General features: G+C 69.5%; 22 protein-coding genes. 17 read left to right on the top strand and 5 right to left on the bottom strand.

Features of this window, described 5'->3' with window-relative positions; genetic code table 11:
* The 3 genes from ACIPSE_RS36050 to ACIPSE_RS36040 all read left to right on the top strand — a co-directional run.
* On the top strand, positions 1-1,034 hold a 1,034-nt coding region (locus ACIPSE_RS36050; protein ID WP_401671283.1), incomplete at its 5' end, for a vitamin B12 dependent-methionine synthase activation domain-containing protein.
* A 244-nt stretch (positions 1,035-1,278) separates the two neighbouring features.
* Positions 1,279-1,980, top strand: a complete 702-nt coding sequence (locus tag ACIPSE_RS36045; protein WP_401671281.1) for an HAD family hydrolase — start codon at positions 1,279-1,281, stop codon at positions 1,978-1,980.
* A 420-nt stretch (positions 1,981-2,400) separates the two neighbouring features.
* Positions 2,401-4,005: an ABC transporter substrate-binding protein gene (locus tag ACIPSE_RS36040; protein WP_401671278.1), complete on the top strand. Its 1,605-nt coding sequence runs from the start codon at positions 2,401-2,403 to the stop codon at positions 4,003-4,005.
* Between the two features lie 141 nt (positions 4,006-4,146).
* Here the strand turns inward: ACIPSE_RS36040 and ACIPSE_RS36035 are convergent, their stop codons facing one another.
* Both ACIPSE_RS36035 and ACIPSE_RS36030 read right to left on the bottom strand, forming a co-directional pair.
* Positions 4,147-4,818, bottom strand: coding sequence for a response regulator transcription factor (locus ACIPSE_RS36035; protein WP_004002520.1), 672 nt, complete (start codon positions 4,816-4,818; stop codon positions 4,147-4,149).
* 14 nt (positions 4,819-4,832) lie between these two features.
* Positions 4,833-5,792 (bottom strand): RecB family exonuclease, encoded by a 960-nt coding sequence (locus tag ACIPSE_RS36030; protein WP_401671275.1) that lies wholly within the window; start codon positions 5,790-5,792, stop codon positions 4,833-4,835.
* Positions 5,793-5,964: 172 nt separating this feature from the next.
* On the opposite strand from ACIPSE_RS36030, the gene ACIPSE_RS36025 reads away from it, so the two are divergent.
* Positions 5,965-7,539: a site-2 protease family protein gene (locus ACIPSE_RS36025; RefSeq protein WP_401671272.1), complete on the top strand. Its 1,575-nt coding sequence runs from the start codon at positions 5,965-5,967 to the stop codon at positions 7,537-7,539.
* Positions 7,540-7,875: 336 nt separating this feature from the next.
* Here the strand turns inward: ACIPSE_RS36025 and ACIPSE_RS36020 are convergent, their stop codons facing one another.
* Positions 7,876-8,613: a ferritin-like domain-containing protein gene (locus tag ACIPSE_RS36020; protein ID WP_401671269.1), complete on the bottom strand. Its 738-nt coding sequence runs from the start codon at positions 8,611-8,613 to the stop codon at positions 7,876-7,878.
* 118 nt (positions 8,614-8,731) lie between these two features.
* Here ACIPSE_RS36020 and ACIPSE_RS36015 point away from each other — a divergent pair, with 118 nt between their 5' ends.
* Both ACIPSE_RS36015 and ACIPSE_RS36010 read left to right on the top strand, forming a co-directional pair.
* A complete protein-coding gene (locus tag ACIPSE_RS36015) occupies positions 8,732-9,631 on the top strand; it encodes a tRNA (adenine-N1)-methyltransferase (RefSeq protein WP_401671266.1) in 900 nt (299 codons plus the stop codon).
* A 229-nt stretch (positions 9,632-9,860) separates the two neighbouring features.
* Positions 9,861-10,460, top strand: coding sequence for a hypothetical protein (locus tag ACIPSE_RS36010; protein ID WP_401671264.1), 600 nt, complete (start codon positions 9,861-9,863; stop codon positions 10,458-10,460).
* 148 nt (positions 10,461-10,608) lie between these two features.
* Here the strand turns inward: ACIPSE_RS36010 and ACIPSE_RS36005 are convergent, their stop codons facing one another.
* On the bottom strand, positions 10,609-10,914 hold the full coding sequence (locus ACIPSE_RS36005) for a ferredoxin (protein ID WP_401671261.1): 306 nt from the start codon (positions 10,912-10,914) through the stop codon (positions 10,609-10,611).
* Positions 10,915-11,347: 433 nt separating this feature from the next.
* Between ACIPSE_RS36005 and arc the strand changes: the two genes are divergently transcribed.
* The 6 genes from arc to prcA all read left to right on the top strand — a co-directional run bounded on the left by arc (position 11,348) and on the right by prcA (position 17,481).
* Positions 11,348-13,114 carry a proteasome ATPase gene (arc, locus tag ACIPSE_RS36000; RefSeq protein WP_401671259.1) on the top strand — a complete coding sequence of 589 codons (1,767 nt, stop codon included), beginning with the start codon at positions 11,348-11,350 and terminating at the stop codon, positions 13,112-13,114.
* A gap of 245 nt (positions 13,115-13,359) precedes the next feature.
* Positions 13,360-14,871: a depupylase/deamidase Dop gene (gene dop / locus ACIPSE_RS35995; RefSeq protein ID WP_401671257.1), complete on the top strand. Its 1,512-nt coding sequence runs from the start codon at positions 13,360-13,362 to the stop codon at positions 14,869-14,871.
* Positions 14,872-15,060: 189 nt separating this feature from the next.
* A complete protein-coding gene (locus ACIPSE_RS35990) occupies positions 15,061-15,279 on the top strand; it encodes a ubiquitin-like protein Pup (protein ID WP_109500007.1) in 219 nt (72 codons plus the stop codon).
* A 9-nt stretch (positions 15,280-15,288) separates the two neighbouring features.
* Positions 15,289-15,879 carry an endonuclease VII domain-containing protein gene (locus ACIPSE_RS35985; protein WP_401671255.1) on the top strand — a complete coding sequence of 197 codons (591 nt, stop codon included), beginning with the start codon at positions 15,289-15,291 and terminating at the stop codon, positions 15,877-15,879.
* On the top strand, positions 15,831-16,676 hold the full coding sequence (gene prcB / locus ACIPSE_RS35980; RefSeq protein WP_401671252.1) for a proteasome subunit beta: 846 nt from the start codon (positions 15,831-15,833) through the stop codon (positions 16,674-16,676). Before ACIPSE_RS35985 ends, prcB begins: the two co-directional genes overlap by 49 nt.
* Before the next feature lie 64 nt (positions 16,677-16,740).
* A complete protein-coding gene (gene prcA / locus ACIPSE_RS35975) occupies positions 16,741-17,481 on the top strand; it encodes a proteasome subunit alpha (RefSeq protein ID WP_401671250.1) in 741 nt (246 codons plus the stop codon).
* Positions 17,482-17,549: 68 nt separating this feature from the next.
* Here the strand turns inward: prcA and ACIPSE_RS35970 are convergent, their stop codons facing one another.
* On the bottom strand, positions 17,550-18,566 hold the full coding sequence (locus ACIPSE_RS35970; protein ID WP_401671247.1) for a LacI family DNA-binding transcriptional regulator: 1,017 nt from the start codon (positions 18,564-18,566) through the stop codon (positions 17,550-17,552).
* Positions 18,567-18,673: 107 nt separating this feature from the next.
* On the opposite strand from ACIPSE_RS35970, the gene ACIPSE_RS35965 reads away from it, so the two are divergent.
* From ACIPSE_RS35965 to ACIPSE_RS35945, 5 genes are all read left to right on the top strand, one after another.
* Complete coding sequence (locus ACIPSE_RS35965) at positions 18,674-19,933, top strand: MFS transporter (RefSeq protein ID WP_401671245.1); 1,260 nt, start codon at positions 18,674-18,676, stop codon at positions 19,931-19,933.
* A gap of 9 nt (positions 19,934-19,942) precedes the next feature.
* On the top strand, positions 19,943-21,304 hold the full coding sequence (gene pafA, locus ACIPSE_RS35960) for a Pup--protein ligase (RefSeq protein WP_153291526.1): 1,362 nt from the start codon (positions 19,943-19,945) through the stop codon (positions 21,302-21,304).
* 169 nt (positions 21,305-21,473) lie between these two features.
* Complete coding sequence (locus tag ACIPSE_RS35955) at positions 21,474-22,478, top strand: FKBP-type peptidyl-prolyl cis-trans isomerase (RefSeq protein WP_401671241.1); 1,005 nt, start codon at positions 21,474-21,476, stop codon at positions 22,476-22,478.
* A 60-nt stretch (positions 22,479-22,538) separates the two neighbouring features.
* The gene (locus ACIPSE_RS35950) at positions 22,539-22,910 is read left to right on the top strand and encodes an FKBP-type peptidyl-prolyl cis-trans isomerase (RefSeq protein WP_401671239.1); all 372 of its coding nucleotides are present in this window, start codon (positions 22,539-22,541) and stop codon (positions 22,908-22,910) included.
* 148 nt (positions 22,911-23,058) lie between these two features.
* Entirely contained in the window at positions 23,059-24,012 is a 954-nt protein-coding gene (locus ACIPSE_RS35945; RefSeq protein WP_401671237.1) for a helix-turn-helix transcriptional regulator, read from the top strand.
* The last annotated feature ends 1 nt before the right edge of the window (position 24,013 follow it).

The raw sequence follows: 24,013 nt of genomic DNA, 5'->3' as shown, positions 1-24,013 counted from the left end.
GGGCGTATGTCGAGCAGGACCTGCACGAGATCTACGAAGGCGAAGTCCGCTACGCCCGCGACGCGTTCGAAGGTCTGCGCCTCATGGACGCGCTCATCGGCGTCAAGCGCGGCGTCCCCGGTGCCGTCCTGCCCGAGCTGAAGCAGCGCCGGGTGCGCGCCGGTGCCGCCGTACAGGTGGCCGAGGAGGAGCGGCCCGAGGAGGGGCACGTCCGCTCCGACGTCGCCGTCGACAACCCGATCCCCGAACCCCCGTTCTGGGGCACCCGGGTCATCAAGGGCATCCAGCTCAAGGAGTACGCCTCCTGGCTCGACGAGGGCGCCCTCTTCAAGGGCCAGTGGGGCCTCAAGCAGGCCCGTACCGGTGACGGGCCGACGTACGAGGAGCTCGCCGAGACCGAGGGGCGGCCCCGGCTGCGCGGGCTGCTCGACCGGCTCCAGACGGAGAACCTCCTCGAAGCGGCCGTCGTCTACGGCTACTTCCGGTGCGTCTCCAAGGACGACGACCTGATCCTGCTCGACGAACAGGGCAATGAGACCACCCGGTTCACGTTCCCGCGTCAGCGCCGGGGCCGTCGGCTGTGTCTCGCCGACTTCTTCCGTCCGGAGGAGTCGGGGGAGACGGACGTCGTGGGGCTCCAGGTCGTCACCGTCGGCTCCCGGATCGGCGAGGAGACCGCGAAGCTCTTCGAGGCCAACTCCTACCGCGACTACCTCGAACTCCACGGCCTGTCCGTCCAGTTGGCCGAGGCCCTCGCCGAGTACTGGCACGCCCGGGTGCGTTCGGAACTGGGCTTCGCCGGTGAGGACCCGGCCGTCATCGAGGACATGTTCGCCCTGAAGTACCGGGGCGCCCGCTTCTCGCTCGGTTACGGCGCCTGCCCGGACCTGGAGGACCGGGCGAAGATCGCCGACCTGCTCCGGCCCGAGCGCATCGGCGTGCACCTCTCCGAGGAGTTCCAGCTCCACCCCGAGCAGTCCACCGACGCCATCGTCATCCACCACCCGGAGGCGAAGTACTTCAACGCGCGCTGAGCCGGGAAGGGCCGGTCGGGCGCGCACGTTGTCCACGCACGTCGGGCACGCACGTCGGGCACGCACGTCGGGCACGTGCCTCGGCCACCGGTGCGACCGGGGGTCCACCGTCAGTCCGGTGCGCCCCTGGGCTCCTCCTTTAAACAGGGCATGACGTCGCGCAGCGACGTACACTTGTCGGTCCACCGCAGGCCGGTTCCCCCGTGGGAACCGGCCTGACCGTCCCTGAAGGAGGTGCGCCAGGATGACCACAACGGTCCCCGCGCCCGGAACCCGTACGGCCGAAGGCGCCGCGCTGCAGGCCGTCCTCCTCGACATGGACGGCACCCTCGTGGACACCGAGGGCTTCTGGTGGGACGTCGAGGTCGAGGTCTTCGCGGGCCTCGGACACGTCCTCGACGACTCCTGGCGCCATGTCGTCGTCGGCGGGCCCATGACCCGCAGCGCGGGGTTCCTGATCGAGGCGACGGGCGCCGACATCACCCTGCCCGAGCTGTCGGTGCTGCTGAACGACGGGTTCGAGGACCGGATCGGCCGGCACCTGCCGCTGATGCCCGGCGCCGCCCGGCTGCTGGCCGAACTCGCCGTCCACGAGATCCCCACCGCGCTCGTCTCCGCCTCGCACCGGCGCATCATCGACCGCGTGCTCACCTCGCTGGGCCCGCAGCACTTCACGTTCACGGTGGCCGGCGACGAGGTGCCGCGCACCAAGCCGCACCCCGACCCCTATCTGCTCGCCACGACCCGGCTCGGCGTCGACCCGGTCAGATGTGCGGTCGTCGAGGACACCGCGACCGGTGTCGCCGCCGCCGAGGCCGCGGGCTGCCACGTCGTCGCGGTGCCGTCGGTGGCGCCCATCGCCCCGGCCCACCGGCGTACCGTGGTCAGTTCGCTGGAACAGGTCGACGTGACTTTCCTGCGTTCCCTGATGACGGAAATGCACTGACCGTTCACCGAGCGTACGGGCTCGATAGCACGCCGAATTCCGGAAGCCGTCGCCCAGGGAATTCGCAGGGACAGGGACCGGCCCGCATGGCCGAATTCCGGTACGGCCGAGTGTTGTTGAACGTGTGACGTTCCCCACTTCACAGGGGCTCGACAGGTCTCACGGTATGTGCACATGCCGGACTCCGGCGCGCCCTTGTGTCCCGATTGATGGACCGCTGCACTAATCCTTCCCCGGCTGGGTTTTCGGTGCGTCCGCATACGGTTTCACTCCGTGATGGCGGTCCAACTCCGGTCGCTGCGGGCCCTCCTGCCGGGCCGGACTAATCTCGTCGCGAGAACATCGCCGTAAACCCCGCGAGCCGCCGCGCCACCCCTGCATGGCGGTTACACGGACGAACAGCTCTGGAGAAACTCGAGCATGAACCGTAAGACTTTGGTGCTGCCGACCGTGATCGGTCTGCTCGCGCCGGTACTTGCCGCCTGTGGGGGGACCGACAGCGGCAGTGGCGGCGGTGGCGCGATCGTCGTCGGCACCACGGACCGGTTCGTCGCCTCGAAGGACGCTCCCGCGCCCCTCGACCCGGTGTACGCCTACGACGTGGGCAGCTGGAACATCCTGCGCCAGACGGTGCAGACCCTGATGGTCCAGCCGCGCGGCGAGGGCGAGCCCGTGCCCGAGGCCGCCGAGTCGTGCGGATTCACCGACACCGGCAACGAGCGCTACGCCTGCACCCTGCGCGAGGGCCTCAAGTTCGCCAACGGCGACGACGTCACCGCCGAGGACGTCAAGTTCTCCATCGAGCGAGCGCGGGACATCAAGGTCGAGGGCGGCCCCGTCGGTCTGCTGTCGACCATCGACACCGTCGAGGCGAAGGGGGACCGTGAAGTCATCTTCCACCTGAAGACGGCCGACGCCACGTTCCCCTACAAGCTGTCGACCCCCGTCGCCGGCATCGTCAATCCCGAGGACTACGACGCCAAGAGCCTGCGCGAGGGCTTCAAGGTCGACGGCTCCGGCCCGTACACCATGCAGGCCGAGGTCAAGGACGACGTCATGACCAAGGCCGTGTTCACCAAGAACCCCAACTACAAGGGGACCTTGAAGGTGAACAACGACAAGGTCGAGCTGCGCTCCTTCGAAGACGCCGACGCGATGGGAACCGCGATCGACGACGGTGACATCGACGTCATGGCCCGCAGCATGTCCCCGGAGCAGATCGAGAAGCTCTCCACCGACTCCAGCGACGAGATCGACCTCGTCGAGATGCCCGGCCTGGAGATCCGCTTCCTCGGCTTCAACACCGAGGCCACCAGCGTCAAGGACAAGGCCGTCCGCCAGGCCATGGCCCAGATCATCAACCGCAGCGAACTCGTCTCCAAGGTCTACGGCTCCGGAGCCGACCCGCTGTACTCGGTCGTGCCGGCCAGCATCATCGGCCACTCCAACGCCTTCTTCAACAAGTACGGCAACCCCAGCAAGGCCAAGGCCGCGAACCTGCTCAGCAAGGCGGGCATCACCACGCCCGTCAAGCTCACCCTGCACTACACGACCGACCACTACGGCTCGGCCACCAAGCAGGAGTTCGAGCAGATCAAGCAGCAGCTCAACGCCACGGGCCTGTTCGACGTGAGCACCGAGGGCACCCTCTGGGAGACCTTCCGGCCCGCCGAGCAGAAGGGCAAGTACGACGTCTACGGCATGGGCTGGTTCCCCGACTTCCCCGACGCCGACAACTACATCGCGCCCTTCCTCGACGCCGACAACACCATCAACACCCCGTACGTCAACAGCGAGATCCGCAACACCCTGATCCCGGACTCCCGGCGCGAGGCCGACCGACTGTCCGCCTCCACCAGCCTGACGGACATCCAGGACATCGTCGCCGACGACGTCCCGCTGCTGCCGCTGTGGCAGGGCAAGCAGTACATCGCCGCCCGCGACGACGTCACCGGCACCGCGTACGTCCTCAACTCCTCCGCCACGCTCCAGCTCTGGGAGCTCGGCAAGGGCGTCAGCGAGTGACCCACGCGAGCCGCCCGGCCTGAACCGGCGCACCTCGCACCGTGCACCTCGCACCGTGCACCGCGCACATCGCACGGAAAGGGCGCCCCTCCTTCGGGAGGGGCGCCCTTCCGCCGTTCTCACACCCTGCCGCCGACGCCGCTACTGCGCGCCGGGACGCACCAGCCCGCTCTCGTACGCGTACACCGCAGCCTGCACGCGGTCACGCAGCCCCAGCTTGGTCAGCACATGCCCGACATGCGTCTTCACCGTGGTCTCGCTGACGAACAGATCCGCCGCGATCTCCGCGTTGGACAGCCCGCGCGCCACCAGCTTCAGCACCTCGACCTCACGATCGGTCAACGTGTGCAGCGTGTCCGGGACGGGCTCCTCGCCGGACGGCAGATGCGTGGCGTACTTGTCCAGCAGCCGCCGCGTGATGCTCGGCGCGAGCATCGCCTCACCTGCGGCCACCACCCGGATCGCCTGCACCAGCTCGTTGGCCGGGGCGTCCTTCAGCAGGAAACCGCTCGCCCCCGCCTTCAGCGCCTCGACGACGTACTCGTCCAGGTCGAAGGTGGTCAGCACCAGGACCTTCGCCGGGCCGTCCCGCCCGGGCCCGGTGATCTGCCGGGTCGCCTCCACCCCGTCCATCCGGGGCATACGGATGTCCATCAGAACCACGTCGGGCTGAAGAGCCCGCACCTGATCGAGGGCCTGCAGACCGTCACCGGCCTCACCCACGACCGCGATGTCCTGCTCGGCCTCCAGGATCATCCGGAAACCGGTGCGCAGCAGGGGCTGGTCGTCGACCAGTAGGACGCGGATGGCCACGTAATTCTCCTTCGCTAGTCCGGCCCCATTCTGCCCTGCTCGCCCACCCCGGCCCCGGCCGCCCTCACCGGCAGCGGATAGGGCGGGGGAGTACCGCCGAACTCCGGGCAATGCGCCTGGTGGTCGCACCAGCCGCACAGTTTCGTCTGCCGGGGCCGCCACTCGCCCGACTCCGTCGCCAGCCGGATCGCCTCCCACAGCGCCAGCAGCTTCCGCTCCACCCGCTCCAGATCCGCGAGGACCGGGTCGTACGTCAGGACGTCACCACTGCCGAGATAGACCAGCTGAAGCCGGCGCGGGATCACGTTCTTCAGCCGCCACACCACCAGCGCGTAGAACTTCATCTGGAACAGCGCGCCCTCGGCGTACTCCGGTCTCGGCGCCTTGCCCGTCTTGTAGTCGACGATCCGCACCTCACCCGTGGGCGCCACGTCCACCCGGTCGATGATCCCGCGCAGCCTCAGCCCCGAGTCCAGCTCCGCCTCGACGAACAGCTCCCGCTCCGCCGGCTCCAGCCGCGTCGGATCCTCCAGGTTGAACCAGCGCTCCACCAGCCGCTCGGCCTCCCCGAGCCAGCGCGCCAGCCGCTCACCCTCCGGATCGTCGGCGAACAGCTCCACGACCTCGGGGCGCGACTCCCGCAGCCGGTCCCACTGCCCCGGGATCAGCGACTTGGCCCGCGGCGGCGTCCGCTCCGCCGCCGGAGCGTCGAACAGCCGCTCCAGCACGGCATGCACCAGCGTCCCCCGCGTCGCCGCCTCGCTCGGCTTCTCCGGCAGCCGGTCGATCACCCGGAACCGGTACAGCAGCGGGCACTGCATGAAGTCACTGGCCCGCGACGGAGACAGCGAAGCGGGCGCCACCGCCGCGACCGGCGCTATGGCCACGACCGGCCCGTCCACGCCCGCCGTGTCCTGTGCCGCCGCGATCTCCTCGCCGGCGGCATCCGTGCTGCCCTCGGTGCTCGTCTCCATGCCCCAGACCATACGGCCCACCACTGACAGTGACCCACCCACGGCCGCACCCCCGTGACACCTGAGGAAACTGAGGGGGTGCCGGGGCGGAACGCGCCACCGCCGCCGCATACCATCGACCCCAGACGCTTCCGCCGCCAGGCGCGGAAGACGCTTCGAACGAGGGGACACCGTGGACGAGAGCGGCGGGAGCGGGCAGCCGCGGCCGGACGACACCGAGCCGCCCCAGCCCCACGCAGGCCGTACGACACAGGCCGCCGACCCCGACCCCACCACGACCCCCGAACCGGCGTCCAAGACGTCCGAACCGGCGTCCACGGCCCCCGAATCGGCGTCCAAGACGTCCGAACCGGCGTCCACGGCCCCCGAATCGGCGTCCAAGACGCCCGAACCGTCGGACGCGCCGCGCGACCCCGCGGCCGGGACACCCGCCCCGGAGGCCGACCCCGAGGGCAGGGCCCCCGCCCCGGCGGACCCCCCGAAGGACGGCACCCCGCCCGAGCACCCCGGCGGCACCCACCCCTTCGGCGACGCGCACGGCGAACGCTCCCTCGCCCACTCCGCCACCCCCAGGAAGCGCCCGCCGCAGCGCCGCGAACCCGGCGGCGGACTCCTCATGGGACGCCCCTTCGGCGTCCCCGTGTACGTGGCACCCAGCTGGTTCCTCGTCGCGGCCCTCATCACCTGGGTGTTCGGCGGCCAGCTCGACCGCGTCCTGCCCGAACTCGGCGCCGCCCGCTACCTGGTCTCCCTCTTCTTCGCCGTCGCCTTCTACGCCTCGGTCCTCGTCCACGAACTCGCCCACACGGTCGCCGCCCTCCGCTTCAAGCTGCCCGTCCGCCGCATCCAGCTCCAGTTCTTCGGCGGCGTCTCCGAGATCGAGAAGGAGGCCGAGACCCCCGGACGCGAATTCGTCCTCGCGTTCGTCGGCCCGCTGCTCTCCCTCGTCCTCGGCGGCGTCTTCTACCTCGGCGTCCAGGCCGTCGAACCCGGCACCGTCCCCGGCGTCCTCCTGGCCGGCCTGATGATCTCCAACCTGATCGTCGCCGCCTTCAACCTCCTGCCCGGCCTGCCCCTCGACGGCGGACGCATGCTCCGCGCCGTCGTCTGGAAGATCACCGGCAGGCCCATGAGCGGCACCATCGCCGCCGCCTGGGTCGGCCGCGCCCTCGCCGTCTCCGTCCTCATCGGGCTCCCCCTGCTCACCCAGTCCGGCGCCCTCGGCTCCAACGCCGAGGACAACGTCGGCATGGACACCGTCATGGACGCCCTGCTCGCCGCGATCCTCGCCGCGATCATCTGGACCGGCGCCGGCAACAGCCTCCGCATGGCCCGGCTGCGCGAGCACCTCCCCGAACTGCGCGCCCGCAACCTCACCCGCCGCGCCGTCCCCGTCGAGACCGACACCCCCCTGTCCGAGGCCCTGCGCCGCGCCAACGAGGCCGGCGCCCGCGCCCTCGTCGTCGTCGACGCCGACGGCGAACCCCTCTCCCTGGTCCGCGAGGCCGCCATCGTCGGCGTCCCCGAACACCGGCGCCCCTGGGTCGCCGTCAGCGGACTCGCCCAGGACATCACCGACGACATGCGCGTCTCCGCCGAACTCGCCGGCGAGGACCTCCTCGACGCCCTGCGCGCCGCCCCCGCCACCGAATACCTCGTCGTCGAGGAGACCGGCGAGATCTACGGCGTCCTGTCGGCGGCCGACGTGGAACGCGCCTTCGTCAAGGCGATGGCCCGCCCCAGCTGACCGCGCCTTCGGCGGGCCGACGGCTCGCTCCGACTTCCTGCGCCTTCGGCGGGTGACGGCTCGCTCCGACTGCCTGAGCGTTCGGTGGGTGTCGGCTCGCTCCGGTTGTCCGTGTCCTCGGCGGGGCGACGGCTGGCTCCGGCTGCCTGCGCCTTCGGCGGGGTGATGACGCGCTCCGGGTGTTCGTGTCGTCTGCGGGTGTCGGCCCGCTCCGGCTGCCTGCGCCTTCGGCGGGGCGATCACGCGCTCCGGGCGTCCGTGTCGTCGGCGGGGTGACGCCCCGCCCCGGCCGCCCGCCCCGCCGTCAGGCCGATGCCCGGCCCCGGCCGCCCGCCCTCACCCCACCCCGCCGCGCGGGGACCCGCCAGGACCGGACCCCAGCACCGCCGACGTCACCCCACCGGCCGAGGCCATGACATCGGCCAGGAAACGCAGACGGCCGACCCCCAGCCGGCGCAGCCCCCGGCCGTGGTCGACGACCACGACCGCACAGGCCACCAGGAGCACCAGCCGCCACACGGCCATCACCGGACGCCGCACCAGGCGCGGGAGTTCCCCCAGGGACACGTTCAGACGGTCGCAGTGGAACGGCACATGACGCTCCTCGTCCGCCAGGATCCGCGCCGCCACCTCGCACGCGAGCGGATCACCACCGCCGTCCCGCAGCGCCCGGTAGTACCGCAGCGCCACCACCTCCGCGATCATCAGCACCAGCAACTCCGTCCGCAGCCCCATCAGACGCCGCAGCCGGACGAAGACCGTGTCGCTCCAATGACCGCTCAGCCCCGGCCGTTTCCCGGCCGCCAGCAGCAGCGCGAGCATGCGCGCATGGTTGCGCTCCTCCGCCACGAAGAGCCGCACCGCCTGCGCGTAGTCCGTGTCACCGGCCCGGTCCGCCTTCGCGAGCAGGTTCGCGCCGTCACCGTCCTCACCGACCTGGAACCGCTGCACCCCGGCCCACACCGCGGGATGCAGCCGTGCCCCCAGCGACCAGTCCGGATCGCCCCGCACACGCCGGCGCTCCCGCTCGTCCTCGAACCGCCGCGTCCACTTGTCGAAGCCTCCCGGACCCACCCCGCACACCCCTCTCCCGGCACGGCCACCGTGCCCCGGACAGGGACGACGCCACCCGGCGCCGAACCGTTCCCCACCCGTGGTCGGCGGACCCGGGAACCCCCGGTAGGCTGTTCACATGTCCGAACCGACCGGTGCCGCCCGCAGGCGCGGGCCCTTCAAGGTCGGGGACCAGGTTCAGCTGACCGACCCCAAGGGCCGTCACTACACGTTCACGCTCGAAGCCGGGAAGAACTTCCACACCCACAAGGGTTCCTTCCCGCACGACGAACTGATCGGCTCGCCCGAGGGCAGCGTTGTCCGCACCACCGGTAACGTCGCCTACCTCGCGCTGCGCCCCCTGCTCCCCGACTACGTCCTGTCCATGCCCCGCGGGGCAGCCGTCGTCTACCCGAAGGACGCGGGGCAGATCCTCGCCTTCGCCGACATCTTCCCCGGCGCACGCGTCGTCGAAGCCGGCGTGGGCTCCGGCTCGCTCAGCAGCTTCCTGCTCCGGGCCATCGGCGACCAGGGCATGCTGCACAGCTACGAGCGCCGCGAGGACTTCGCGGACATCGCCCGGCAGAACGTGGAGCGCTACTTCGGCGGCCCCCACCCCGCCTGGCAGCTCACCGTCGGCGATCTCCAGGACAACCTGTCCGACACCGAGGTCGACCGCGTCATCCTCGACATGCTCGCCCCCTGGGAGTGCCTGGAGGCCGTCTCCAAGGCCCTCGTCCCCGGCGGCATCGTCTGCTGCTACGTCGCCACCACCACCCAGCTCGCCCGGACCGTCGAGTCCATCCGCGAGATCGGCTGCTTCAACGAGCCGAGCGCCTGGGAGTCGATGATCCGCAACTGGCACATCGAGGGCCTGGCCGTACGCCCCGACCACCGGATGATCGGCCACACCGGCTTCCTGCTCACCGCCCGCCGCCTCGCGGACGGCGTCGAGCCGCCCATGCGCCGCCGCCGCCCCGCCAAGGGCGCCTACGGCGAGGACTACGAAGGCCCCAACGCCGCCGGAGGCGGTCGCTGAACCGGCGAGAGCCCTCACCGCACACGACGTGACCGCGCCGTGGCCGAGACCCCGACACCAGCTCCGGGACCCGGCCACGGCGCGGTTTCGTAGCGGTCGCCCCGCCGCACCCGGGCCCCGCCTCCCCGCTCGATCCCACGGTTCCCGACCCCGCCGTTCCCCACCCCTGTGACGTGTGGCACCATGCGGGACACCCCCACCGGTACAGCCCTCACGGGAGACACTCCTAGTGCAGCAATCCGCCGTTCCGGAACTGGCACACACGCACACCCGACCGATCCACTGGGTCGCCACCGCAACCGCCGTCGCCGGTGTCGTCGCCCTGTCCTCGATCCTCCAGCCCGACCCCGCCACAGCCGCCCAGGCCGCAGGCCCCGGGCCCGCCACCGGCAGCAGCGCGCCCGCCGCCACGGCACCCGCCGCCACCGCACCGGACCCCACCGGCGTCGACTTCCCGATCGACTGCGGCCCCGTCAAGGCCCTCGTCGTGAAGAAGGCCACCGGCGACCTCGACGGCGACCACACGCCCGAGACCGTCGTCGTCGTCCACTGCGACGCCCCCATGGGCACCCCGCCCGACGGTGTCTACGTCCTCACCCGCACCACCGGCACCAAGACCCCCCGGGTCGTCGCCACCCTCGTCGACCCCAAGGACCGCATCACCGTCCAGGCGCTCACCGTCAGTGACGGCACCGTGAACGCCGACATGGTCGGATACTCCTCGGACTCCGTGCCCAGCTGCTGCCCCGACGTGAAGTCGAGCGCCGCCTGGCAGTGGAAGGACGGCACCTTCGTCCGCTCCACTCCGGCCGACACCCAGAGCGTCTGAAACCCACGGTCAGCCGAAACCCACGGTCCACTGAAACCCGCGATCGGCTGAAACCTGCGGTCCGCTGAAACCCGCGGAAATCCCGCGGCACGACGAGCCGGGCGCTCACCCCGAGCGCCCCCCTCGCACGACCCGCACCCGCCCCTCGCTACTCCGCGTCCGGCCCGTACACCTCGACCCGGTCCGACACCCGGCGCACATGGATGCACTCACCCGGACACTCCCGCGCGGAATCCACGACATCCGTCAGCAGCGGCAGCGGAACCGGCGTCGTCGCGCCCTTGTCCTGCAACAGCAGCTCGTCGCCGCTCTTCACATACGCCAGACCGTCGATGTCCAGTTCGAAGACCTCGGGGGCGTACTGGACGCAGATGCCGTCACCGGTACAGAGATCCTGATCGATCCAGACCTCCAGCGCCTCGCCGTCGGTCCCGGCCTCCTGCCGCACGCTCATCTCTCCCGCCAATCCCACTCGAGAACACCTCGACCCTACCCCTGGAGGCGGCCCCCGGACGGGGCGCTCAGGCCCTCCTCGAGCGTGACGCAACCGGCACTCCCGCACACGCTCCGTCAGCGCCTCACCAGCCCTCGCACGCCCGTACGGTCACCCGGCAGAGTGGCCGCCGGACCCGCCCGGCCGGCCCGTCCCGAGGCCCTCACCGGCGGCGCTGCGCGCAACTCGCGCACCCCGTGGAAGATTTCGAGCACTCCTGCCTTGGAACAGTCGGCTTCTGAATCACGTTGACTGGGTATTCAGACGGCAGTGAGGGATGGCGCAGGGTGACCGACGACACACCTTGACACTCTTTGTGATCTAGGGGTTTCAATGGCCACCCACCCAGGTAGGGTCTGGAAGCGTCCAGCTCCCCTTGGAGGAGGTGAGGACCGTGGCAGCCCACGACGACGACATGAACCGCGGCATCCGCCCGGGACGAGGGTCCGACGACCCGGCCGGGCAGATCGCTTACCTTGAGCAGGAGATCGCCGTCCTGCGGCGCAAGCTCGCCGACTCTCCGCGGCACACGAGGATCCTCGAAGAGCGGATCGTCGAGCTGCAGACGAACCTGGCCGGCGTGTCCGCCCAGAACGAGCGACTGGCGAACACGCTCCGCGAGGCCCGCGACCAGATCGTGGCCCTCAAGGAAGAAGTCGACCGCCTGGCACAGCCACCGGCCGGCTTCGGAGTCTTCCTGCAGGCCAACGAGGACGGCACGGCCGACATCTTCACCGGGGGCCGCAAGCTCCGGGTGAACGTCAGCCCCAGCGTCGACCTCGAAGAACTCCGGCGCGGCCAGGAACTGATGCTCAACGAAGCGCTCAACGTGGTCGAGGCCATGGAATTCGAGCGCGTCGGCGACATCGTCACCCTCAAGGAGATCCTTGAGGACGGCGAACGAGCCCTGGTGCTCGGACACACCGACGAGGAACGCGTCGTACGGCTCGCCGAGCCGCTCCTGGGCGTCAACATCCGCCCCGGCGACGCCCTGCTCCTCGAACCCCGCTCCGGATACATCTACGAGATCGTCCCCAAGAGCGAGGTCGAGGAACTCGTCCTCGAAGAAGTCCCCGACATCGGCTACGAGCAGATCGGCGGTCTCGGCGGCCAGATCGAGGCCATCCGCGACGCGGTCGAACTGCCCTACCTCTACCCGGACCTGTTCAAGGAGCACGAACTCCGCCCGCCCAAGGGCGTCCTGCTCTACGGACCCCCCGGATGCGGCAAGACGCTCATCGCCAAGGCCGTCGCCAACTCGCTGGCCAAGAAGGTCGCCGAAGTCACCGGCCAGGCCCAGGGCAAGAGCTTCTTCCTCAACATCAAGGGCCCCGAACTCCTCAACAAGTACGTCGGTGAGACGGAGCGCCAGATCCGCCTCGTCTTCCAGCGCGCCAGGGAGAAGGCCAGCGAGGGTACACCCGTCATCGTCTTCTTCGACGAGATGGAATCCCTCTTCCGCACCCGCGGATCCGGCGTCAGCTCGGACGTGGAGAACACCATCGTCCCGCAGCTCCTCGCCGAGATCGACGGCGTGGAAGGCCTCCAGAACGTGGTCGTCATCGGCGCCTCGAACCGCGAGGACATGATCGACCCCGCCATCCTGCGCCCCGGCCGCCTCGACGTGAAGATCAAGATCGAGCGTCCGGACGCCGAAGCGGCCAAGGACATCTTCGGCAAGTACCTCACCGAACGCCTCCCGCTCCACGCGGACGACCTCGGTGAGCACGGCGACAGCAGGTCGACCACCGTCGAGAGCATGATCCAGACGACGGTCGAGCACATGTACGCCGAATCCGAGGAGAACCGCTTCCTGGAAGTCACCTACGCCAACGGAGACAAGGAAGTCCTCTACTTCAAGGACTTCAACTCCGGCGCCATGATCGAGAACATCGTCGGCCGCGCCAAGAAGATGGCCATCAAGGACTTCCTCGACCACAACTCCAAGGGCCTCCGCGTCTCCCACCTCCTCCAGGCCTGCGTGGACGAGTTCAAGGAGAACGAGGACCTCCCCAACACCACCAACCCCGACGACTGGGCCCGCATCTCCGGAAAGAAGGGCGAACGGATCGTCTACATCCGTACCCTCATCACCGGAAAGCAGGGCGCCGACACCGGACGCTCCATCGACACGGTGGCCAACACCGGTCAGTACCTGTAAAAGACAGGGCGGCTGCGGGTGCCCACAGCGGGTACCCGCAGCCGACTGTTTTCCAGGACACGAACCCACCAGCAGCCATACAAGGCAATGACGCAAATGATCTCCCCACCAGCGCAAAGGCGTTCTAGGCTCTTCGGTACCGCCGAGTCGCGCAGTGCGGGGACGGGCACCGCACACGCACCGGAGCGCCAGCGGTACTTGAGCGCCGCCCCCGACCGAGGGCGCCGCCGGGCAAGGAGGGCCGCATGACCGTACGGCGAGTAATGGGCATCGAGACGGAGTACGGGATCTCCGTCCCCGGTCACCCCAACGCCAATGCCATGCTCACCTCGTCCCAGATCGTCAACGCCTACGCGGCGGCGATGCACCGGGCCCGCCGGGCCCGCTGGGACTTCGAGGAGGAGAACCCGCTGCGGGACGCGCGAGGCTTCGACCTCGCCCGCGAGGCGGCCGACTCCACCCAGCTCACCGACGAGGACATCGGCCTCGCCAACGTCATCCTCACCAACGGCGCCCGTCTGTACGTCGACCACGCACACCCCGAGTACAGCGCCCCCGAGGTCACCAACCCCCGGGACGCCGTCCTGTGGGACAAGGCCGGCGAACGCATCATGGCCGAGGCGGCGGAGCGGGCCGCCCAGCTGCCCGGGGCCCAGCCGATCCACCTCTACAAGAACAACACCGACAACAAGGGCGCCTCCTACGGCACGCACGAGAACTACCTGATGAAGCGGGAGACCCCCTTCTCGGACATCGTGCGCCACCTCACGCCCTTCTTCGTCTCCCGCCAGGTCGTCACCGGCGCGGGCCGCGTCGGCATCGGTCAGGACGGCCACGAGCACGGGTTCCAGATCAGCCAGCGCGCCGACTACTTCGAGGTCGAGGTCGGCCTGGAGACCACCCTCAAGCGCCCCATCATCAACACCCGCGACGAGCCGCACGCCGACGCCGAGAAGTACCGCCGCCTCCACGTGATCATCGGCGACGCCAACCTCTCCGAGATCTCGACCTACCTCAAGCTCGGCACCACGGCCCTCGTCCTGTCCATGATCGAGGACGGCTTCATCGCCGTCGACCTCGCCGTGGACCAGCCCGTACGCACCCTCCACCAGGTCTCCCACGACCCCACGCTCCAGCGCCTGGTCACGCTCCGCAGCGGCCGTACACTCACCGCGGTACAGCTCCAGATGGAGTACTACGAGCTCTCCCGCAAATACGTCGAGGAACGCTTCGGAGCCGACGCGGACGACCAGACCAAGGACGTCCTCGCCCGCTGGGAGGACACTCTCAACCGCCTGGAGAACGACCCCATGAGCCTCGCGGGCGAACTGGACTGGGTCGCCAAGCGCGAGCTCATGGAGGGCTACCGGCGCCGCGACGGCCTCGACTGGGACGCCGCCAAGCTCCACCTCCTCGACCTCCAGTACGCCGACGTACGCGCCGAGAAGGGCCTCTACAACCGTCTGGCGGCCCGTGGCCGCATCAAGCGGCTCCTGGACGAGACCGAGGTCGAGCGAGCCAGGTCCAAGCCCCCGGAGGACACCCGCGCGTACTTCCGCGGACGCTGTCTGGAGCAGTACGCCGACGACGTCGCGGCGGCCTCCTGGGACTCGGTCATCTTCGACCTCCCCGGCCGGGACTCCCTCCAGCGCGTTCCAACCCTCGAACCGCTTCGCGGAACGCGAAATCACGTCAAGGAGCTCCTGGACCGCTGCCGCACGGCAGAAGACCTGGTCAGGGTGCTTTCGGGCAACTGAAACGACCCCCGGACGGCGACCGCCCCGCAGGGTGGAAAACCCGCCGTCCGGGAATCATCGAGGTGACCCCCGTACGTTGAGCGAACTGCGGGGCCGATGTCAGACCTGGCTTGTAGGGTCTGATCATCACCGATCGGCGGATAAGCCGACCTGGCGACCATGTCGGGCGAAACGAGCGGGGTGAAGGTTATGGCAACCAAGGACACCGGCGGCGGCCAGCAGAAGGCGACGCACTCCACCGAGGAGGTCGAGGAGCAGACCGCGGAGGCGCAGGGCTCGGAAGACCTCAAGGAACGCCACGAAAAGCTCAGCGACGACGTGGACTCGGTCCTGGACGAGATCGACGACGTCTTGGAAGAAAATGCCGAGGATTTCGTTCGAAGCTTCGTTCAAAAGGGTGGACAGTAAGTCACATCCGTGAACGACGGGGGATCGAAGAAGTGCTCGGCCTGTCAGCAGTTCCTGTCGGCCCGCGCATTCGCGAGCAATCGGTCGCGGCCTGACGGTCTGCAGGCCAACTGCCGTGAATGCGCGGCCGAGTACTACCGTCGGCGACAGGAGGCGCGGGGCAAGACGGTTCGGGGGAAGGTGGACGTGCCTGACGGGCACAAACTCTGCCGAACCTGCGGCGAGATCAAGCCCCACGCCGAATGGCATCGCAACGCGACCGCGTCCGACGGCCTGTCCACACGCTGCAAGGCGTGCAGGGCGATCCAGGGTCGGCAAGGGCACCTGAGGCGCCAGTACGGCATCACCGAAGCCGAGCGTGACGAGTTGATCGCGTCTCAAGGGGGTGTCTGCTGCATCTGTTTGGCGGCTCTGCCGGAGCATGTGGATCACTGCCACAAGACGGGTAGGGTCCGAGGCGTACTGTGCTTCAGCTGCAACGCCGCACTGGGGCAGTTCAAAGACCGGCCCGATGCCATAAGGCGGGCTGCCGCATACGTGGAAGGAATCGCGTGGAAGCCAACACTCGTAGCACCGGGCGTCTACCAGCTGCCTTCCTGACGCCTGGGTCCTCGTCCTTCATGGACTTCCTCTCCGAGCACCAGCCCGAGCTGCTGCCCGGCAAGCGTCAACTCCCGCCCACGCAGGGTGTGATCGAGGCGCCGCACGGGACGACGATCGTGGCCGTCACCTTCCCCGGCGGTGTCGTGCTCGCCGGTGACCGGCGGGCCACCATGGGGAACGTCATCGCGCAGCGGGACATCGAGAAGGTGTTCCCGGCGGACGAGTACTCGGCCGTCGGCATCGCCGGCACGGCGGGTCTCGCCGTGGAGATGGTGAAGCTGTTCCAGCTGGAGCTGGAGCACTTCGAGAAGGTCGAGGGCGCGCAGCTCTCCCTGGAGGGCAAGGCGAACCGTCTGTCGACGATGATCCGGTCGAATCTGGGGATGGCGATGCAGGGCCTCGCGGTCGTGCCGTTGTTCGCCGGGTACGACGTGGACCGTGAGCGGGGCCGGATCTTCTCGTACGACGTGACGGGCGGCCGTTCCGAGGAGCACGGGTACGCGGCGACCGGTTCGGGTTCGATTTTCGCGCGCGGTGCGATGAAGAAGCTGTTCCGCAGGGACCTGAGCGAGGCCGAGGCCACGACGCTCGTGGTGCAGGCGCTGTACGACGCGGCCGACGACGACTCGGCGACCGGTGGTCCCGATGTCGCCCGTCGGATCTACCCCATCGTCACCGTGATCACCGAGGACGGCTTCCGCCGGCTCGGCGACGACGAGTCCTCCGAGATCGCGCGTTCCATCCTGGAGCGGCGTCTGGAGCAGCCCGACGGTCCGCGGGCGGCGCTGCTCTAGCGGGGCGGCGCGTCGTCTTGTCAAGGTGATCGCAGTGACTTCGACAGAAAGGGACGGATAACCGGTGTCGACGCCGTTCTATGTCTCCCCCCAGCAGGCGATGGCGGACCGGGCGGAGTACGCCCGTAAGGGCATCGCTCGTGGTCGCAGCCTCGTGGTGCTGCAGTATGCCGACGGCATCGTGTTCGTCGGTGAGAATCCGTCCCGTGCGCTGCACAAGTTCAGTGAGATCTATGACCGGATCGGTTTCGCGGCCGCCGGCAAGTACAACGAGTACGAGAATCTGCGGATCGGCGGTGTGCGGTACGCGGATCTGCGTGGATACACCTATGACCGTGACGATGTGACGGCGCGTGGTCTGGCCAACGTGTACGCGCAGACGCTGGGCACGATCTTCTCCTCGGCGGCCGAGAAGCCGTACGAGGTGGAGCTGGTCGTGGCCGAGGTGGGTGACACGGCGGAGGGTGATCAGATCTACCGGCTGCCGCATGACGGTTCGATCGTGGACGAGCACGGTTCGGTCGCGGTCGGTGGCAATGCCGAGCAGATCAGTACGTATCTCGATCAGCGGCATCAGGACGGGATGAGCCTGGCCGAGGGGCTGAAGCTCGCGGTCCAGGCGTTGTCGCGGGACACCAACGGTACGCAGCGGGAGATTCCCGCGGAGCGTCTCGAGGTGGCGGTGCTGGACCGTACGCGTCCGCAGCAGCGGAAGTTCAAGCGGATCGTGGGCCGTCAGCTGTCCCGGCTGCTGGAGGCCGAGGGTGCGGCGACGGAGGCGGAGAGCGCCGACGACGAGGAGTAGTCCGCGGTTCGAGGTGTGACCCTTTCTATGTGCCCCGGCCGGGTTGATCCGGCCGGGGCACAGGGCGTTCAGGGGGTGCGGGGCGGCGCGGTGGAGCCGCGGACGATGAGTTCGACGGGGATGTCGCCCTGGTCGGGTGTGCGGCCGTCCAGGACGGCGAGGAGGGCGCGCATGCCGTGTTCGCCGAAGCGTTCGGCGTCGAGCCGCAGGGTGGTGAGTTCGGGGTCGAGGGCGGTGGCGAGGGTGATGTCGTCGACGCCGGTGACGGAGACGTCCTCGGGGATGCGCAGCCCGTGGCGGCGGAGGGCTTTGTAGACGCCGGCGGCGAGTTTGTCGTCGTCGCAGATGACGGCGGTGGGCCGGGGTCCCGGGGCGGTCAGGGCGGTGTCGGTGGCGGTGACCGCGTCCTCGATGGTGAGGGGTGCGGCGGTGGTGGTGAGGGTGGTGCCGGGGGTGGCCCGGATGCGTCGGTGGAGGGCGTCGGCGCGGACGTCGAAGGTCCAGGAGGGCACGTCGGCGGCGAGGTGGAGGAAGCGCCGGTGGCCGAGGGCCAGGAGGTGGTCGGCGATCTGGCGGGCGCCGTCGGCGATGTCGAGGTTGACGGTGGCGGCGCCGTGGCTGCCTTCGGGGTCGCTGTCGAGCATGACGAGGGGGAGCTGGTCGCCGCGGATGGCGGTGAGGGCGTCGGCGGCCATGGAGGAGGCGATGACGCCGTCGAGGGCGGCGGAGGCGGAGGCGAAGGGGTCGGGGGCGGGGCCGACGCCTTCGGGGGAGGGGTAGAGGACGACGCCGAAGCCGTGTTCGGCGGCGACGCGGGCGGCGCCGGTGTAGACGCCGGGGAAGAACTCGGTGGTGAGCGCGGGGACGACGAGCAGGACGGTGCGGGTGCGTCCGAGGCGGAGGTTGCGGGCGGCGAGGTTGGGGCGGTAGCCGAGGTCGCGGGCGGCCTGGCGGACGCGTTCGGCCGTGGTCTCGGAGACGCGTCCGCGCCACTTGTCGCCGAGGACGAGGGAGACGGCGGCCTGGGAGACGCCCGCGGCCTGGGCGACGTCCCGGCTGGTGGGCCGGGTACTGCTGCGTGCCACCGTGTGCCTGCCTTTTCGCCTGGACTGGTGAACAGCGCACATGGTACGTATGACCGTGGACGTTATACGTAAAACTTGAGCCGGTGGCGGTGCGGGAGAGGCGGATCATGGCTGCGGGGTACCTGGAGATCCTCCGGGCGAGGCATGCGACACGGCTGCTGGTCGGGACGCTGGTGGGCCGGCTGCCGAACGCCATCGCCGCGATCGCGATCGTGCTGTTCGTGCGCGAGGAGGGCGGTTCGTACGCTCTCGCGGGGGTGCTGGCGGCGGTGTACGGCGTCGCCAACGCCGTGGGGCAGCCGGTGCTGGGGCGGCTCGTCGACCTGTACGGGCAGCCGAGGGTGCAGCTGCCCGCGGCGGTGGCCTCGGCGCTTGCGATGGCCCTCTTCGCGTTCACGGGGCCGGACCGGCTCGTGCTCGCCTCGGTCGCGGTGGCGGCGGCCGGGCTCTTCACGCCGCCGCTGGAGGGCGGCCTGCGGGCGCTGTGGCCGGGTGTGCTGGGCAAGGAGGAGCGGGTGCACACGGCGTACGCGATGGACGCCGTGGCCCAGGAGGTCATGTTCACCGTCGGGCCGGTGCTGGTGACGGTCTGCGTGTCGCTGTGGTCGGCGCAGGCGGCGCTGCTGGTGCTGAACGTGGTGGGGGTGCTGGGGGCGCTCTCCGTGGTCGTGTCGCCGCCTTCGCGCGCGTGGCGTTCGGAGCCGCGCGAGGCGCACTGGCTGGGGGCGCTGCGCTCGCCCGGGCTGCTGGCGCTGCTGGGCGCGTTCCTGTTCGTCGGGATGGCGATGGGGTCGATCACGGTGGCGTCGGTGGCGTACGCGGACGCGCACGGCGGGGACGCGGTGTACGGCTGGCTGATGGCGGCGATCGGGCTGGGCGCCCTGCTGGGCGGGTCCGTGTACGGGGCGCGGCAGTGGACGGGGGAGGCGTCGCGTCGACTGCGGGTGCTGGTGGCGCTGCTGGCGGTGTGTTATCTGCCGTTGATGCTGATGCCGGGGACGGTCGCGATGGTGCTGCTGACGGTGCTGGCGGGTGTGTTCCTGGCGCCGGCGATCGCGTGCGCGTTCGTGCTGGTGGACCGGCATGCTCCGGGCGGGACGGTGACGGAGGCGTTCTCGTGGCTGGTGACGACGTTCACGGTGGGCGCGTCGGTGGGAACGGGCCTGGCGGGGCCGGTCGTGGAGGCGGGCGGGGCGGTGTGGGGGTTCGCCGTGCCGGGTGTCGCCGGCGGGGTGTCGCTGCTGGTTCTGCTGGCCACGGGTCGGGTCCTCGCAGCTCCCGGTGGACGCGGGGTGGTTGCGGCTTCATCGGAAAATGATCCAAACCGTGCGGCCGAACCCCGTTTCAGCGCAGGGGATCGGGCGTAATGTTCAGTCATGGACCGCCGCATTTTCGGGCTGGAGAACGAGTACGGCGTCACGTGTACGTTCAGGGGACAGCGGCGCCTGTCTCCCGACGAGGTGGCGCGGTACCTCTTCCGCCGTGTCGTGTCATGGGGCCGCAGCAGCAATGTCTTTCTGCGAAACGGCGCCCGCCTCTATCTCGATGTCGGGTCACATCCGGAATACGCGACACCCGAATGTGACAACGTGACCGAACTGGTCACGCACGACAAAGCAGGCGAGCGCATTCTCGAAGGACTCCTGGTGGACGCCGAACGACGCCTGCACGAGGAAGGAATCGCGGGCGACGTCTACCTCTTCAAGAACAACACCGACTCGGCGGGCAACTCCTACGGCTGCCACGAGAACTATCTCGTCGCACGCCATGGTGAGTTCTCCCGGCTCGCGGACATCCTCATCCCGTTCCTCGTCACGCGACAGCTGCTCTGCGGCGCCGGCAAGGTGCTCCAGACGCCGCGTGGCGCGGTGTACTGCGTCAGCCAGCGCGCCGAGCACATCTGGGAGGGTGTCTCCTCGGCGACGACCCGCTCGCGTCCGATCATCAACACGCGTGACGAGCCGCACGCGGACGCCGAGCGCTACCGCCGGCTCCACGTCATCGTGGGCGACTCGAACATGTCCGAGACGACCATGCTGCTGAAGGTCGGCGCGACCGACCTGGTGCTGCGCATGATCGAGGCGGGCACCGTGATGCGTGATCTGACCCTGGAGAACCCGATCCGGGCGATCCGTGAGGTCAGCCATGACATCACCGGCCGGCGCAAGGTGCGTCTGGCCAGCGGCCGGGAGGCCTCCGCGCTGGAGGTGCAGCGCGAGTACTACGAGAAGGCCGTGGACTTCGTCGAGCGGCGCGGTATCCGTACCGGCACCGTGGACCAGGTCCTGGAGCTGTGGGGCCGGGTGCTGGACTCGATCGAGGCGGAGGACCTCGACCGGATCGGCACCGAGATCGACTGGGTCATGAAGTACAAGCTCATCGAGCGGTACCGGGCCAAGCACAACATGACCATGTCCCACCCGCGGGTCGCGCAGATAGACCTCGCGTATCACGACATCCACCGCCGTCGCGGGCTCTATTACCTTCTGGAGAGGAAGGGGCAGGCGGCCCGTATCTGCAACGACTTGAAGATCTTCGAGGGCAAGTCGGTGCCCCCGCAGACCACTCGGGCGCGGTTGCGCGGCGACTTCATCCGCAGGGCGCAGGAACAGCGCCGGGACTTCACGGTTGACTGGGTGCATCTGAAGCTCAACGACCAGGCGCAGCGCACCGTGTTGTGCAAGGACCCGTTCCGTTCGGTGGACGACCGGGTGGAAAAGCTGATCGCCGGTATGTGATCGGGTGAGTGCGATCGCCCGTGGGTGATCGCCCGTTGTCGAGCGTTGTGTTCCGGCCGGGTTCCGGAACGCAACACGGGCGCCGTACGTTTCCCGTACGGCGCCCTTCGCACGCCGTAGAGTTGCGCGCACGCCAACAACAAGATCGACCGATTACGAGGCCTTTACCGTGCGCCGACGCTCACTGCTCATCGCCGTGCCCGCAGGACTGACCACGCTCGCCGCCTGCGGTGAGGACAAGTCCGACTCGTCGAGCGGGGCGAGCGACAGCGCGTCGCCGTCGACGTCGGCGACCTCCGCCGCGCCGGCGCCGAAGATCGTCGACGGTCCGCTGCCGAAGATCACGGCGGGCACGAAGTTCGACGAGAAGCCGACGATCGCGAAGGGCAGCGGTGACCCGTCCGACCAGCTCGCGGTGCAGACGGCCATCGCGGGCAACGGCCAGACGGTCGCGGAGAACGACTTCATCCAGGCGAACTACCTCGGTCAGATCTGGACGACGGCGAAGGTCTTCGACAACTCCTACGACCGCAAGACGCCACTGGTGATCCAGCTCGCGCAGAACAGCATCATCGACGGCTGGCGCTACGCCCTCACGGGCAAGAAGGCCGGCAGCCGGGTCCTTTTCTCCGTGCCGCCCACGTGGGGCTACGGCACCGAGGGCAACTCCCAGGCGGGCATCAAGGGCACGGACACGCTGGTGTTCGCCGTCGACATCCAGGGCACCTTCAACGCCAAGAGCTCCGCCAAGGGCACCGACGTGGCGCAGGACGACGCCGATCTGCCGAAGGTGGGCACCAACACCGACGGCAAGGCGCCCAGCATCGACGTGCCGAAGGCCGACGCGCCGAAGAAGCTCGTAGCGAACTACGTCATCGAGGGTGACGGTGACGAACTGACGGCCGAGAGCACGGTGCTGGTCCAGTACAAGGGCGTGCTGTGGGACTCCGGCAAGGAGTTCGACTCGACGTACGGCCGCAAGGCGCTCACCTCGTTCTCGTTGCAGCAGGTCGTCAAGGGCTGGTCGCAGGGGCTGACCGGCAAGAAGGTCGGCAGCCGGGTCCTCATCGTGGTCCCGCCGGACCTGGGCTACGGCGACAACCCGCCGAGCGGCAGCGGCATCGAGAAGGACTCGACGCTCGTCTTCACCGTGGACATCCTCGCGAAGATGTGATGCCCCGAAGATGTAAGACTGTGCGTGTTGCCTTTCAGCGGACAAGCAGGAGCTAGTGACGTGAGCATCGACAAGCCCGAGATCGACTTCCCCGACGGCGCGCCCCCGGCGGACCTCGAGATCAAGGACATCTGGGAGGGCGACGGCGAGGTGGCCCAGGCCGGCCAGACCGTCACCGTGCACTACGTGGGCGTGTCCTTCAGCACCGGCGAGGAGTTCGACGCGAGCTGGAACCGCGGCGCCCCGTTCCGCTTCCCGCTGGGCGGCGGCCGGGTCATCAAGGGCTGGGACCAGGGCGTGCAGGGCATGAAGGTCGGCGGCCGTCGCCAGCTGACCATCCCTGCCCACCTCGCCTACGGCAACCAGAGCCCGACCCCGGCCATCAAGCCGGGCGAGACGCTGATCTTCGTGGTCGACCTGATCGCCGTCTGATCATCCGGTCCGGCGACTGATCGTCGTACGATCACTCCCGATCGGTCGGGGCCCATGCCTGTCCAGGCATGGGCCCTCGGCTTTTGCCGCGCCACCCGGGGACGGTACGGTCGACCTTGTCAAGGACATAGGGAGGCGAAGGGCGTCGATGGCCATTGCCAAGGCCGAGCGGCTGATGAACCTGGCGCTGTGCCTGCTGGGGACGCGCAGGCCGCTCAGCAAGCGTGAGCTGCGGGAGTCGATCGAGGCTTACCTCGAAGCGGGCTCCGACGACTCCTTCAACCGGATGTTCGAGCGGGACAAGGACGATCTGCGCGAACTCGGCCTGGTCATCGAGACCGTGGAGAACCTCGACGGCGAAGTCGGCTATCTCGCCCGCCGGGACAGCAACCGGCTGCCCGCCATCACGCTCGACGCCGAGGAGGCCGCCGCGCTCGGCCTCGCCGCCAAGGTGTGGCAGCAGGCGCGGCTCGCGGGCGCGGCCAGCGGGGCGTTGCAGAAGCTGCGCGCGGCCGGGCTGCCCGAGGACGTCGACCCGTACGAGGCGCACGGTGCGCTCGAACCCCGGATCCCCGTGCACGAGGTGGCGTTCGAGCCGCTGATGCTGGCCTGCCGGGACCGTCGGCCGGTCGTCTTCGACTACCGCAAGGCCACCGCCGCCCGCCCCGAGACCCGGCAGGTGGAGCCGTGGGCGCTGGAGTGCTGGCGCGGCCACTGGTATCTGGCGGGCTGGGACCGTGACCGGGGTGCCGAGCGGGTGTTCCGGCTGTCGCGGATCACCGGCAAGGTGCGCTCGCGCGGTGCGGCGTTCACCGCGCCGATCCCGGATGTGGTCACCGTCCGCGAGACGGTGGCGAGCTGGGCGGGGGAGACCGCCGACCGCAGCGCGCTGATCCGGCTGCGCACGGACGCCGGGTACCCGCTGCGGGCGAAGGCCACCGCGGTGCGGGAACTCGGCGGGGGCTGGGACGAGTTGGAGATCCCGTACGGCCATGGTCTGGACGCGTGGCTGGTGGAGTTCGGGCCGGACGTGGTCGTCCTGGAACCGGCCGAGCTGCGGGCCGACGTGGTGGACCGGCTGCGTGCCGTGGCCAAGGGCTGAG

This window comes from Streptomyces sp. NPDC090106 (assembly GCF_044747265.1).
Taxonomy (GTDB): domain Bacteria; phylum Actinomycetota; class Actinomycetes; order Streptomycetales; family Streptomycetaceae; genus Streptomyces.
The sequence above is the reverse complement of the archived record's forward strand: the minus strand, read 5'-3'. Positions and strand labels throughout refer to the sequence as shown.

Excerpts from the sequence above, each read along its gene's own strand:
- ACIPSE_RS36040 (WP_401671278.1), top strand. The coding sequence starts at position 2,401 with ATGAACCGTAAGACTTTGGTGCTGCCGACCGTGATCGGTCTGCTCGCG.
- pafA (WP_153291526.1), top strand. The coding sequence starts at position 19,943 with ATGGACCGCCGCATTTTCGGGCTGGAGAACGAGTACGGCGTCACGTGT.
- dop (WP_401671257.1), top strand. The coding sequence starts at position 13,360 with ATGACCGTACGGCGAGTAATGGGCATCGAGACGGAGTACGGGATCTCC.
- ACIPSE_RS35990 (WP_109500007.1), top strand. The coding sequence starts at position 15,061 with ATGGCAACCAAGGACACCGGCGGCGGCCAGCAGAAGGCGACGCACTCC.
- ACIPSE_RS35965 (WP_401671245.1), top strand. The coding sequence starts at position 18,674 with ATGGCTGCGGGGTACCTGGAGATCCTCCGGGCGAGGCATGCGACACGG.
- ACIPSE_RS36045 (WP_401671281.1), top strand. The coding sequence starts at position 1,279 with ATGACCACAACGGTCCCCGCGCCCGGAACCCGTACGGCCGAAGGCGCC.
- ACIPSE_RS36015 (WP_401671266.1), top strand. The coding sequence starts at position 8,732 with ATGTCCGAACCGACCGGTGCCGCCCGCAGGCGCGGGCCCTTCAAGGTC.
- ACIPSE_RS36030 (WP_401671275.1), bottom strand. The coding sequence starts at position 5,792 with ATGGAGACGAGCACCGAGGGCAGCACGGATGCCGCCGGCGAGGAGATC.
- ACIPSE_RS35945 (WP_401671237.1), top strand. The coding sequence starts at position 23,059 with ATGGCCATTGCCAAGGCCGAGCGGCTGATGAACCTGGCGCTGTGCCTG.
- ACIPSE_RS36005 (WP_401671261.1), bottom strand. The coding sequence starts at position 10,914 with ATGAGCGTGCGGCAGGAGGCCGGGACCGACGGCGAGGCGCTGGAGGTC.